Consider the following 13,168-nt stretch of genomic DNA (forward strand, 5'->3'; position numbering starts at 1 on the left):
TGAAGCGTAAACCCTACAATTTCCTATTTTAGAGGCAGTTAACCATTTAGAATGGATTTCTATTCAAAATCTAAATTTTGCACTATAGTTTTGGTGATGGGTTGCCTTCTTGTGCTCCAAAGTCAAAACCTGGTCAAGAATCCAAGTTTCGAAACCTTTTTGAGTTGCCCAAAAGCCTTGGGCAACTTTGATGCCGACGTAATTTTTTGGTCGACGCCTACTGAAGGTTCTACCGATTATTTCAATGCCTGTAGCGAGGCCATGGGTACTCCCAAGAACTTTAACGGAACCCAACCAGCGGACTTTGGTAAAGGCTATGCCGGACTATATCTCTATGCCCCCGATGATTATCGCGAATACCTACAGGCCGAACTTTCTGAACCTTTGATTCCAGGAAAGAACTATGCCGTATCATTCTACGTGAGCTTAGCGGAGCGGTCCGATTTCGCGATTAAAGAATTCGGAGTGCTATTTTCCAGTAACGAATTGAGCCTAGCCACTAAAAAGGAGTTGTCTAAGAAGATGCGCTATGAAGCGAAAGAGAACGACTATCAGTATATGGAAATCGGGTACACCAATTTTTATTCAGACACTAAAGATTGGATTTTGGTACACACCCAATTCATCGCCAAAGGCACGGAACGTTATTTGATTCTAGGCAATTTCAAGACCAACGCCCGAACCCGAATGTTTAGAACCAAAAAAAACGCAAAACAGGGAGCTTACTATTATGTCGACATGGTCTCCGTGGTTTTGGACGATCCGCCGAGAGAAACAAGCGAACTGGTCGCTATTGCCGACGGCAAAGAAACCAAGAACATTGAACTTGATAAAAGCTATATCTTCAAAGATGTACTTTTTGAGTTCGACCGATCTTCGCTCTTGGAACCCTCAAAAGAAGAACTTCAAAATGTATATGACCATCTAAAGGCCAATGCGATGTTGCATATCTTGATCAATGGTCATACCGATGATAAAGGCTCCGAAGACTATAACCAATACCTTTCTAGCAATAGGGCGAAGACGGTCGCCGATTATCTTATACGGTTGGGCCTACCTGAACAAAGGATCAACTGGTCGGGCCATGGGAGTACAAAACCGATTGCAGATAATTCAAGCGAAAAAGGTCGCCAAAAGAATAGGCGGGTCGAGTTTGTGATTACGAAAAGGCTGTAGAATTTTTAAACAGCTTAACTATCAAACAAATACCAACAAATTCAGCGTTTTTAAAAATAAAACGCTTTAATTACCTCAAAATGGGTTAATTACGTTTATTGGCACTATCTTTGAACCTTTGATAGTAATTAATTTAAATTTTAAGTAATGAACAAAGGAACAGTAAAGTTCTTCAATAATGCCAAAGGTTTTGGTTTTATAACTGAAGAAGGCGTTGACAAAGATCATTTTGTACACGTATCAGGATTGGTCGACGAAATTCGCGAAGGCGATGAGGTCGAATTTGATCTACAAGAAGGTAATAAAGGATTAAATGCAGTAAACGTTAAAGTAATTTAATATATACGACTTAGTTTTTTAAGACAGGGCCCCGACAGAAGTTGGGGCTTTTTTTTGCTACTTAGTTTTTATTTTGTCGATCAAATTTTGAGCTTCTATATTTTCGTCATCCATTTTCAAGGCCTTTTCAAGATGTTCCATTGCCTTATCTTGATTCTTTTCATAAAAGTAACTTCTGCCCAGTAAGAAATTCAAATACGAGGATTCTATGTTTTTATCTATGAGCCCTTGTGCCAATTCAATAACTTCCAACTCACGGCCTAGATTACTTAGCATTCCCAATGCACTTTCCCAATCTTTTATATCAAATGAATCGGGTCGAATAATTGATTTCATTGCGGTATTTTCGCGTAAACAATAGAAAGCCGGAATATTGACCGACCAATTTGGATTTTCCGTAAGCCCTTTTTTAATCCGCTCGACTGCTACATCTTCATTTCCCATGGCGATGTTGGCCCTTGCAATTCTCGAATACATTCCTGTCCAACCTTCTAGCATAGATTCTGCCTCAATCAACTTTTGTTTCGCCCTTTGCGAATTACCTTCTCGATGTGCGTAAAGTGCTTGATTTAATCGTATTCTTCCATAATGATAGTTCATTAGCGTCTGTAGCTCTTCGATCGGATTTTTAGAATTGTCAACACGAAGGTCGATTTGGTTGTACCATTCGTTGTTGGCACCTTTTACCACGACAGCGGCGGATTGCTTTCCTGAAATCTGTCCGCCTGCATTTTGTCCTGCAACCAGACTTTTTAAAAGTCGTTCGGCCAATGTTCCTTCGGAGCTTTCAAAGGATTTTGACATTTCGGAAAGTACTTCGTCAGCAAGTTGATTACCCATCACCACATAATTTTCTCCTAGAATCTCCGATGCCTTTCCGTTCCAATATTTCAATGATTTGCCGGTAAAGGCAAAAACGTTTCCTTCCCCATCTATTCCCGATATCTGGCGATAATTTGCTTGATTATCATTGTCCCTTACTTCTATGATAGCGTGTTCAATGGATTTACCTTCTTTGAGTTTTTCAAAGCCCTCAATGGCATATCTTGGTTCGGTTTCCGCTATCACCGAGAATGCACCAAGTTCGGGTTGAATGTAAATCGTAGAATTTCCAACATAAATGTTATCTGTGACAACTGCAATTCCCCATTCCTTGGCATTTTCATCGTAAGCAAGGATAGAAAAAGTAGAATTGATGTTTTTTTCTGTCAAAAGACTTGGTAAGTTCTGTCCGTAACCTAGTAATGTTGATATTAGAAGTGCAACGAGTAAAACAATTTTTTTAGTTTTCATTGGGCTGATTGTTTTTGATTGATAAATATGATTTCCGCCAGCACAGAGCTCAGCAGTCAAGATATGCTACTCTTCTGCCCTGAATTCCAAAATATCCCCAGGCTGACATTCCAAAACTTCGCAGATGGCTTCCAGCGTTGAAAAACGAACGGCTTTTGCTTTTCCTTTTTTAAGATAGAAAGGTTCGAAATGGTAATACCCACTTTTTCAGAAAGCTCGGTCAAGGACATTTTCCTGCGGGCAAGCATTACGTCAAGATTTACAATAATGGCCATGTATCTCTTTTAAATGGTTAAATCGTTTTCTTCTTTTAATTGGGCGCCAAGTCTGAATGCTTCGGCAATGATAAGAAGAAAGAGATATAGGAAAATATGTTTCCAATTGTCAAAAGTATAAGAGGTAAAATCATAAAATTCAAGACCAGAAAGTTCTATTTTCTCTCGGAGATAGATGGAAGAGGCAATAATCGTTACTTTATCACGTAGAAGTGTAACAATAAGTAATAATGCAATATACCGCAATCGAATCGCATTTTTTTGAACCAAAAATGTACCATCCTGTGCATTCTTAAGCATTTTGATGATTAAATAAATAATTAGAAGAATACAGGCATAATACAACAAGATTCCAATTGATTGAATATAGAATATTTTTAAGGGGAGCCCGAAAGCTTGGAAGGTGCCAGTAGCCTCAGGAATATTGAACATATATTCGTAATCGGTATGGGGCAATCTGAGAATGCCGCTATTACTAGGCTTAAAAACTACAGGTAAAGCGACACCCTTTCTTTGACCAAAAAGGAGCGACGGTCCCAACTGGTATATCAAAAACAGTAGTAAATGAAACACATTCCATAAAAACAGACCAATAAGTGAGTAGCGCAGGAATATGATTAAAGCTTTGGCTGAAATTGAAGTTCGATTTTTCATGTAATTAAACTTAGAATATTATTGTAAATAAACAATAAATTATTGATAAACAATAAATAATATCTTAAAAACAATAAAATAAGTTTAAATAGTTTTTATTGGTTTTAGCACAAAAAGACAAAATCTCTGTAACTTGTTACACTTAAAAACACGGAAACGGCTATAGGAATGGCGAAGTGGTAGCTCCTTCTACAAATTTTTATATATGAAATCAAAGTACTTAGTGCTACTTTCGATAGTTCTCTTTTCCTGCGCAAACGAAAAGAGAAACCAACCTGTTGCCAAATCGATTCCTCAGAAGCAAGTCAAATCTTCTGAATTTCAATCGATACTGGACCAAGCCGATGTAGTAGGAACGTTGCTTATTTATGACCTGGAAAATAAAACCTTTTATTCCAACGATTTTAAATGGGCCGATACAGGAAAGCTGCCCGCTTCAACTTTTAAGATCATAAACTCCATCATCGCTTTGGAAACCGGTGTGGTCGAAAGTGATAGTACGATGTTCACGTGGGACGGACAACAAAGAGGGTTGAAAATTTGGGAGCAGGACTTGATTTTCAGGGATGCATTCCATTTCTCTTGTGTGCCCTGTTATCAAGATGTCGCACGTAGCATAGGTTCAGAAAGAATGAATTCATGGTTACGGAAATTGGACTATGGCACTATGAAAGTCGACGCTGACAATATCGATATGTTCTGGTTGGAAGGAGCATCAAGAATAAGTCCATTCCAACAAATCGATTTTTTAAATCGTTTTTATAAAAATGAACTTCCGATAGCTCCAAAAACACATGCTATCATGAAAAAAATGATGGTCATCGAAAAAAGTCAAGCATATACGTTGCGTGGCAAAACGGGTTGGTCGATTTACAAAGGCAACAATAACGGTTGGTTTATAGGTTATGTGGAAACTGAAAAAGGCACTTATTTCTTCGCCGCCAATGTGGAACCTAAAGGAAAGTTTCAACAAGCTACTTTTGTTTCCGCCAGAAAAGATGTGGTCTATAACGCCTTAAAACAGTTAAAAATAATTGACTAAAGATATTCCGCATCGGCTTCAAGCCATGCAATATTCTCGTAACTTGCAACCATCCAAAATTCAATAACCTAATAACCATTAACCCAATAACTTAATTCATGGATCTAAACATAGCAGTACTCATCGATGGCGATAATATTCCCTCGGCCTACGTCAAAGAAATGATGGAGGAAATCGCCAAATATGGCAACCCGACCATCAAACGTATTTATGGGGATTGGACGAACCCCAGGCTCGGAAAATGGAAACATGTTTTGCTAGAAAATGCAATTACCCCTATTCAGCAGTACGGCTATACCCAAGGAAAAAATGCCACTGACTCCGCTATGATTATCGATGCCATGGATATCTTGTATTCCGGAAAGGTGAACGGTTTTTGTATCGTCAGCAGTGACAGCGACTTTACGCGTTTGGCCACACGCCTTCGCGAGGCCGGAATGCAGGTTTTTGGAATCGGTGAGAAGAAGACCCCGAATCCGTTTATTGTGGCCTGTGACAAGTTCATCTATATCGAAATTTTAAAGGATCAATCCTTAGACGATAGTTCGGACACCTCAAAATCAGATTCAAAAGCGAAAAGCAGCATAGATAAGATTACCCAAAAAGAAATCCGGTGGATATCGCATACCATCGATGATGTCGCCGACGACGATGGATGGGCTTTTTTTGGGGGATGTGGGCAGTCTTTTGCAAAAGAAACAGCCCAATTTCGATTCCCGTAACTACGGATTTCAGAAGCTGACCCCGTTGATAAGCTCGATCACGAATTTCGAAGTGGAACGTCGGGAAGATTCCAAAGGCCGTAAAAAGCTGATCTATGTCAAGATCAAGGAGAAACAAAAATCCCGTTCGAGGGCCAATAAATAGGAACCAAAATAGGGTTTTAAAATGCGGTGTTCTTTGCTGCGGTTTAGAGTTCGCTTTAAGCTACATTTGCCGAAAAATAGCTATGTCCATAGAAAGAAAGGTGAGGTCGGTCGAACAGCTGTTTTTCGGTCTTGACCAAGAGATCTCAAAATTTCAAAATGAATCAAGTCTTCGATGTAAGGCGGGTTGCGGCAAATGCTGTACGCATCCTGATGTCGATGCCTCGCCCCTGGAGTTTTTACCATGGGCCTTCCATTTATTCCTGAACGGTGCTGCTGAAAAAACCTTGGCAGAACTAAAAATAAAGTCAACTACCATCTGTCATGTTTATAGACCCTTATCATTATTGGAAAACGCCAAAGGCAGTTGTGACGACTATATGTACCGTGGACTTATCTGTAGATTATTTGGGTTTGGTGCGAATAGAGACAAGTACGGGGCTTTACGGTTGGCGACCTGTAAGGTGATCAAAGAATCGCAGGCCACGGCTTACGGCAATGCTCAAGAGGCGATTCTTAAAGAAATGCAGGTTCCGATTTTTACCGATTATTATATGCGACTCTCACAAATCGACTATCACTTGGGTTCAATTATACTACCCATAAACAAGGCACTAAAAATGGCTATTGAAGAGGTATTGCAGTACTATGCCTATCGACCTTTTCCAAAAGGACATAAGAACATTGCATAAATACTTAGGTAGATTTTAATCTCTATTTTTGGAACAAAATCGCACGCTATGTTAAAAACTTGTATTCCGGCCCTAGTATTATTCTTTCTTTTTTCTCTTGCAAAGAAAGTCCATCCGAAGAAACACAATTACAACTTGACCCAATCGATAGTGTATTTGTAGATTTCTATGAGTTCAAAAAAAATATCAATCCTATTGAGGCTACAAAAGCGGGTTTTGAAAAGTACAATGATACCATCGCCAACTATATTTCCGACTCATATCAGGCCCATCTGACCGAGAAATATTCTGAATTCTTAAGCCTTCTCAAGAATTATGATGAAACCATGATGACCCAAGAAAAGTGGTTAAGTCTTAGGGTCATGATTTGGGATTGTTCTATAAAATTAGAAGGTCTTGAAAATGACTTGGTCACCCTTGATTCTCCGATTTATAACTTGCCCAGCTTTGAACTGATACCGCTCTTTCAGATTCAATCGTTGCATCTGTATGTGGCGCAATTGGCCGGAGGGTATAGTGTACAACCTTTTAAAACTGTGAAGGATTATGACAATTGGTTGAGTAGGCTAGAGGATTACATGCTATTCTTGGATACTTGCATCCTCAAAATGAACGAAGGTATTGCCCAGGGTATCGTTCCCCCAAAGGTCTTGATCGAAAAAATGATTCCCCAATTGCCGGAATTTATCGATGCCCCGCTCGAAAAGCACCTTTTTTATTCCCCGATTACGGCCTTCCCTGAAAATTTCACCGAAGATGACAAAAAAAGGTTGGCTAAGGAATATGGGGATTTTATTAGTAGCAAACTGGTCAAGAAGTACCGAGAACTAAGCGATTTTATAAGCACTACCTATCTACCAGTTGGAAGGGAAACTTCTGGGTTGGGCGCATTGCCGCATGGTAAGGAAACCTATGATTACTTGATAAAACTACATACGACTACCAATATGACCGCCGATGAAATCCATGAAATTGGCAAAAATGAGGTGGTACGTATTAAAGGCGAAATGGAAAAGGCAAAAAAAGAAATCGGATTCGATGGCGATATTACATCGTTTTTCGATTTCGTACGTGCTAACAAAAGTCAAATGCCTTTCAAAGACCCTGAAGAGGTCATCGCCAATTTCAATTCCATTCAAGAACGGGTGGAAGCACATTTGAACGAAGTATTCGACCTAAAACCCAAGGCCGGTTTTGAAGTCCGGCGCACCGAAGCATTTCGGGAAGCTTCAGCCAGTGCCGAATATGTGCCTGGTTCCAAAGATGCCAGCCGATCCGGAATATTTTACGTACCGATTCCCGATGTTACGACCTATAATAAATATGCCGATGAAGCCCTTTTTCTGCATGAAGCGATTCCCGGGCATCACTACCAATTGTCCCTTCAACAAGAAAATAAAGATTTACCCGAGTTTTTACATCCCGAAAGTATGGGAGTATTCGTTGAAGGATGGGCCTTGTACGCCGAATCTTTGGGTAAAGAATTGGGCCTTTATGAAGATCCGTACCAGTATTTTGGCATGTTAAGTATGGAAATGCATCGGGCCATCCGCTTGGTCGTCGATACGGGAATACATGCCAAAGGATGGACCCGTGAACAGGCCATTCAATATTCTTTGGAAAATGAGGCGGAATCGGAAGCTAGTATCATTGCTGAAGTAGAAAGGTATATGGCCACGCCCGGGCAAGCGTTGTCTTATAAAATAGGGCAACTAAAAATTAGGGAGCTAAGGAATAAAGCCGAAAATGAACTAGGAAAGAGCTTCGACGTCAAAGAATTTCACAATCAAGTATTGAATTCCGGTAGTTTACCGCTTATACTTTTGGAGGAAAAAATCGATGGTTGGATAACAAGCCAAAAAAGCCTTTAGGGCAAAACGAATAATTATGTATTTTTACGGCATACTTAATCAATAACAATTAAATTATGAAGCGACAAAATAAGCTTGCCATGCTTATGATGGTTTTGGCCATTATTACATGCTATTCTCCCAGTATGGCAAATACTGAAAATTCAACTGACAACATTTTTATCTCTGTAGACGATATTGAAGGTAGTTGGGCATACGATGTGCAAAATGTCGATCCCCAATATCAGAAAGGTCTTTTTCATATTACCAAAGAAAACGGTGAGTATGCCTTGAACATTCAAGGAGAAGGCGACAGTATGATTCCCACCGAAGAATTGGAGGTGAATGGTGATGAAGTGAAGTTTGTGGTATATGTTGAAGGCGATCGTGTAGCGATTACCTTGAATTTTGATGGGGATACCTTTACCGGAAGCGGGTCATCATCATCGGGGCCTTTTACGATGTCGGGCAAACGCATGCGAATACCTGAATAATATCCGGAAAACAGTGTTTTAATTTTGAAAAGCCCCGTCTCAATGACGGGGTTTTTTTGTTGGTAAGTTCGTTTACCGAATATTTACTTATTTTTAGACGATTTAATTCATAAGGGGCAATGAAGAAAATTCTTTTTTTACTGATCATACTATTGAGCGGTTGCGAACTGTTCAAAGAAAAGGTCGATTTGGTCATCATCAATGCGAACATATATACCGTGGATGAGGCATTCTCGAAGGCAGAAGCGTTTGCCATACATAAGGGTAAATTTATTGCCGTCGGAACCTCCGATGAAATTAGGAATACCTATACTTCAGATCAAATAATCGATGCCGACGGCCGTACTATAACTCCGGGTCTTATCGATGCGCATTGTCATTTTTTTGGCTGGGCATGAACCAACAGGTCGCAGATCTTACCGGAACCAAAAGTTTAGAAGAGGTACTTGATAGGGTAAAGACTTTTCAGCAACAAAATCCCAAAGACTTCATTTTAGGGAGTGGTTGGGATCAAAACGATTGGGAGGTCAAAGAGTTTCCGACAAAAAAGGAGTTGGACGAGCTTTATCCCGATACTCCCGTTGCATTGGAACGAATCGACGGACATGCGTTGTTGGTCAATCAAAAAGCACTGGACATGGCAGGTATCAAATGGGATACGAGGGTCGAAGGCGGTGAAATCGTAAAAAAATGGAGTGATGGGTATTCAGGAATTACCGGGGTGCTTATCGACAATCCGATGCAGCTGATAGAAAATATAATTCCGGCGCCAAGTTTGGTTACAAAGATTCGGGCTTTAAAAGATGCGGAACGTATTTGCTTGAACAATGGGTTGACCACGGTCAACGATGCCGGCCTTGATCGTTCCACCATTGAATTGATCGATAGCCTTCAACAAGCAGGTGAATTGTCGATCCGCGTCTACGCTATGTTAAGCAATACCCCTGAAAACCTCAAGCATTATATTTATCAAGGGCCCTATAAGACAGAAAGATTGAACGTACGCTCTGTAAAAGTATATGGCGATGGGGCCTTAGGATCAAGAGGCGCTGTTTTAAAAGAACCCTATGCCGATAAATGGGGTCACTATGGGGCCATGGTAACCCCGGTCGACGAAATTGAGGATTTGGCCAGACGCTTGGCTATTTCCGAGTATCAGATGAATACCCATGCCATCGGTGATTCTGCCAATATAGCTGTTTTACGGGCTTATAAGCAAGCTTTGAAAGGACAAAAAGATAGGCGTTGGAAAGTGGAACATGCTCAGGTAATTGCCCCAGAAGATTTCGATTATTTCAAGGATGGAATTATTCCATCCATTCAACCGACACATGCCACGAGCGATATGTATTGGGTAGAAGAACGATTGGGCGAAGAACGTACCGAAGGTGCCTACGCCTTCAAAACGCTTTTAGACAAGGCAGGCTTAGTAGCATTGGGAACCGATTTTCCAGTAGAACAAGTAAGTCCGTTCCTTACTTTTTATGCCGCTGTGGGGCGCAAAGATGTGGACGGTTATCCCGAAGGCGGTTTTCAAATGAAAGACGTGCTTTCTCGAGAGGAAGCCCTTCGTGGCATGACCATTTGGGCAGCCTACAGTAACTTTGAGGACAATGAAAAGGGCAGTATCGAGGTCGGTAAATTTGCCGATTTCACGATATATAGTGATGACCTTATGGAAGTGCCACTCAAGCAGATTCCGAGCATACGTGCACAGCAGACTTTTGTCGGGGGTGAAGTCCGATAATAAAAAAGCCGGGAACTTAGTCCCAGCTTTTCCATTCTTAACTTAATTTCAATTTACATGGTAATCGGCACGGCAACTCGCGTCTTGTCCCATCCCATGACCATGTGCGCTCCGTTATCGACTTCTTTGAAAGCAATCGAGAATTCTTCCAAAGATGTGGCGTCAGAGCCATTTGGTACGGATACCCTTGCGACATCTGCAGATTCGTCATAGGTATAAGAACCCCACTGGTTCAGGTTTTTGTTTAAAATGACCGTCCATTCCTTTTCTCCAGGAATTGTAAAAAGGGAGTAGGTGCCCGCTTTGATATCCTTTCCTCCAAAATTGACATCCTTATAGAATGTAATTTCAGGAGCTTCGTTTGCTCCCGTTCTCCAGACTTCGCCCGGTTTGGCCAATTCTGCCATAGAACGACCTTTCAATTGTGGGCGGCTATAGATAATACGAACGGCCTTGTCCGATACTTTGTAAGTTGAAGGAAAGGCAGCTGCATCCATCGGGCTTTTGTCCAATCCTGAAAATTCTTGGGCCATGCTTTGCGTAGTGAAAACCAAAGCCAAAACTAAAATTGTAATCGTAAGTAATTTTTTCATAATAGTGTTTGTTTTTTGTAGCGTTAAAACTAAGTAGTATTCGAGTAAATCTCTGCTAAAAAGTCGTTAAATTTCCCGCTGCTTACAGATTTATGAGAGAAATGCAATTTTACTACCTTTCGTATTACATATTTGAAATAAAACAGTATTAATTAGAAAAATTAAGAATCAATACACTATAATTTATTTTATATTAAAACCATTAATACCATCTTTGACTATAATTTGATATTAAATTAATTGATATGTGTGGAATTGTGTGTGCATTTGATATGAAGGAGTCTGCCGAGGTCTTACGGCCCCAATTGCTCGAAATGTCGAAAAAAGTAAGACATAGGGGACCGGATTGGAGCGGAATCTATGCAGATGACAAAGCTATTTTAGCGCACGAGCGCCTTGCCATTGTTGATCCAGCATCCGGCAAGCAGCCTTTGTTCAGTGAAGATAAAAAATTGATTCTTGCCGCGAATGGCGAAATATACAACCATCGTGAGCTTCGAAAGCGATTTGAGGGCAAGTACAACTTTCAGACCCAATCGGATTGTGAGGTGATTTTAGCCCTATATCAAGAAAAGGGTGCCGATTTTATAGATGAGATGAACGGTATCTTCGGTTTTGCCATCTACGATGTTGAAAAGGATGAATATTTCATCGCCAGAGACCATATGGGAATAATCCCCCTATATATTGGGTGGGACAAACATGGCACGTTCTACGTCGCTTCGGAATTAAAGGCGCTCGAGGGAACATGCACTAAAATTGAACTGTTCCCACCGGGGCATTACTTTCACAGTTCCGATGGGGAATTCAAAAAATGGTATTCACGTGATTGGATGGAATATGATGCCGTTAAAGAAAACGAGACGAGCATACAGGCCATCAAAAAAGCTTTGGAAGCTGCCGTACACAGACAGTTGATGTCCGATGTGCCTTATGGAGTTTTACTTTCGGGGGGCTTGGATTCTTCTGTCACTTCATCCATTGCCAAAAAGTATGCGCAAAAGCGAATTGAGTCCGATGATACTGCCGACGCTTGGTGGCCGCAGTTACATTCCTTCTCGGTCGGGTTGGATGGTTCTCCTGATTTGGCCGCTGCCCAAAAAGTGGCCGATCATATCGGAACCGTACATCATGAAATAAAATTTACTATACAAGAGGGTCTCGATGCAATTAAAGATGTCATCTATAACCTAGAGACTTACGATATTACGACCATTCGTGCTTCCACGCCCATGTATCTGATGGCAAGGGTCATCAAGTCGATGGGAATCAAAATGGTGCTTTCCGGTGAAGGAGCCGATGAGCTCTTCGGAGGGTATCTCTATTTCCATAAGGCGCCCAATGCGCAAGAATTTCATGAAGAAACGGTTCGCAAGTTGAGCAAATTGCACATGTACGACTGTTTACGTGCCAATAAATCATTGGCCGCTTGGGGCATTGAAGGCCGTGTTCCGTTTTTGGACAAAGAATTTATGGATGTCGCCATGCGAATCAATCCCCAAGACAAAATGATCAATGGCGAACGCATGGAAAAATGGGTAGTTCGCAAGGCATTTGAAGATATGCTTCCCGAAAGTGTGGCCTGGAGACAGAAAGAACAGTTTTCCGATGGAGTGGGGTACAGTTGGATTGATACCCTGAAGATCATGGTAAACGAAGAGGTTTCCGATGAGCAATTGGAAAATGCGAAGTTCAGATTCCCCTTGCAGACACCGACCACTAAAGAAGAGTTTTATTATCGCTCGATATTCGAAGCGCATTTTCCAAGTGATGCAGCGGCCCTTTGTGTTCCACAAGAACCTTCTGTCGCTTGTAGCACCAAAATTGCCCTGGAATGGGACGAGGCCTTTAAGAATATGAACGACCCATCGGGTAGGGCAGTAGCGAACGTACACGATGATGCGTACGTAAAATAAAATATGGATGAAAATTCTGTTTTCCTGTCGACTATGGCAGACTCAGTTTTTATTTTAATTAGTCAATTGGCCCTGCTATGAGTGGGGCCTTTTTAATATTTCAAACTAAGATTTCACAATAAAATTTTATATGAAATTACCTATCGTCCGACATCTGAATTTTCCACAAAAAATGTTAATAACTTCGAGGTTAAAAAAATCCCAAAACCCTATATTCCATAGGGTTTTGCG

The 13,168-nt window shown here is 40.8% G+C and carries 10 protein-coding genes and 3 pseudogenes; 9 read left to right on the forward strand and 4 right to left on the reverse strand.

Annotation, left to right across the window (positions count from 1 at the left end; translation table 11 throughout):
• The first annotated feature begins 51 nt into the window (after positions 1–51).
• Both N8A86_RS14970 and N8A86_RS14975 read left to right on the forward strand, forming a co-directional pair.
• Positions 52–1,176, forward strand: a complete 1,125-nt coding sequence (locus tag N8A86_RS14970) for an OmpA family protein (protein WP_273566132.1) — start codon at positions 52–54, stop codon at positions 1,174–1,176.
• A 147-nt stretch (positions 1,177–1,323) separates the two neighbouring features.
• Complete coding sequence (locus N8A86_RS14975; protein ID WP_013305062.1) at positions 1,324–1,515, forward strand: cold-shock protein; 192 nt, start codon at positions 1,324–1,326, stop codon at positions 1,513–1,515.
• Between the two features lie 57 nt (positions 1,516–1,572).
• Here N8A86_RS14975 and N8A86_RS14980 read toward each other — a convergent pair whose 3' ends face one another.
• The 3 genes and pseudogenes from N8A86_RS14980 to N8A86_RS14990 all read right to left on the reverse strand — a co-directional run bounded on the left by N8A86_RS14980 (position 1,573) and on the right by N8A86_RS14990 (position 3,737).
• The gene (locus tag N8A86_RS14980) at positions 1,573–2,808 is read right to left on the reverse strand and encodes a DUF1028 domain-containing protein (RefSeq protein WP_273566133.1); all 1,236 of its coding nucleotides are present in this window, start codon (positions 2,806–2,808) and stop codon (positions 1,573–1,575) included.
• 66 nt (positions 2,809–2,874) lie between these two features.
• Positions 2,875–3,083, reverse strand: a pseudogene (locus tag N8A86_RS14985) (helix-turn-helix domain-containing protein).
• 9 nt (positions 3,084–3,092) lie between these two features.
• Positions 3,093–3,737 carry a DUF2975 domain-containing protein gene (locus tag N8A86_RS14990; protein WP_273566134.1) on the reverse strand — a complete coding sequence of 215 codons (645 nt, stop codon included), beginning with the start codon at positions 3,735–3,737 and terminating at the stop codon, positions 3,093–3,095.
• A 205-nt stretch (positions 3,738–3,942) separates the two neighbouring features.
• Here N8A86_RS14990 and blaOXA point away from each other — a divergent pair, with 205 nt between their 5' ends.
• The 6 genes and pseudogenes from blaOXA (at position 3,943) to N8A86_RS15020 (ending at position 10,428) form a co-directional block, all read left to right on the forward strand.
• A complete protein-coding gene (gene blaOXA, locus N8A86_RS14995) occupies positions 3,943–4,779 on the forward strand; it encodes a class D beta-lactamase (RefSeq protein WP_273566135.1) in 837 nt (278 codons plus the stop codon).
• A 98-nt stretch (positions 4,780–4,877) separates the two neighbouring features.
• A pseudogene (locus N8A86_RS15000) lies at positions 4,878–5,646 on the forward strand (NYN domain-containing protein).
• A gap of 82 nt (positions 5,647–5,728) precedes the next feature.
• A complete protein-coding gene (locus N8A86_RS15005) occupies positions 5,729–6,337 on the forward strand; it encodes a YkgJ family cysteine cluster protein (protein ID WP_273566136.1) in 609 nt (202 codons plus the stop codon).
• Positions 6,338–6,396: 59 nt separating this feature from the next.
• Complete coding sequence (locus tag N8A86_RS15010; protein ID WP_273566137.1) at positions 6,397–8,208, forward strand: DUF885 domain-containing protein; 1,812 nt, start codon at positions 6,397–6,399, stop codon at positions 8,206–8,208.
• A 56-nt stretch (positions 8,209–8,264) separates the two neighbouring features.
• Positions 8,265–8,681, forward strand: coding sequence for a hypothetical protein (locus N8A86_RS15015; RefSeq protein WP_273566138.1), 417 nt, complete (start codon positions 8,265–8,267; stop codon positions 8,679–8,681).
• A gap of 119 nt (positions 8,682–8,800) precedes the next feature.
• Positions 8,801–10,428: pseudogene (locus tag N8A86_RS15020) on the forward strand (amidohydrolase).
• A gap of 53 nt (positions 10,429–10,481) precedes the next feature.
• On the opposite strand, the gene N8A86_RS15025 reads toward N8A86_RS15020, so the two are convergent.
• On the reverse strand, positions 10,482–11,021 hold the full coding sequence (locus tag N8A86_RS15025; protein WP_273566139.1) for a DUF2911 domain-containing protein: 540 nt from the start codon (positions 11,019–11,021) through the stop codon (positions 10,482–10,484).
• Between the two features lie 245 nt (positions 11,022–11,266).
• Here N8A86_RS15025 and asnB point away from each other — a divergent pair, with 245 nt between their 5' ends.
• Complete coding sequence (gene asnB / locus N8A86_RS15030) at positions 11,267–12,937, forward strand: asparagine synthase B (protein ID WP_273566140.1); 1,671 nt, start codon at positions 11,267–11,269, stop codon at positions 12,935–12,937.
• Positions 12,938–13,168 lie beyond the last annotated feature (231 nt).

Origin of the sequence: Maribacter halichondriae (genome assembly GCF_027474825.1) — a bacterium.
Classification (GTDB): Bacteria; Bacteroidota; Bacteroidia; order Flavobacteriales; family Flavobacteriaceae; genus Meishania; species Meishania halichondriae.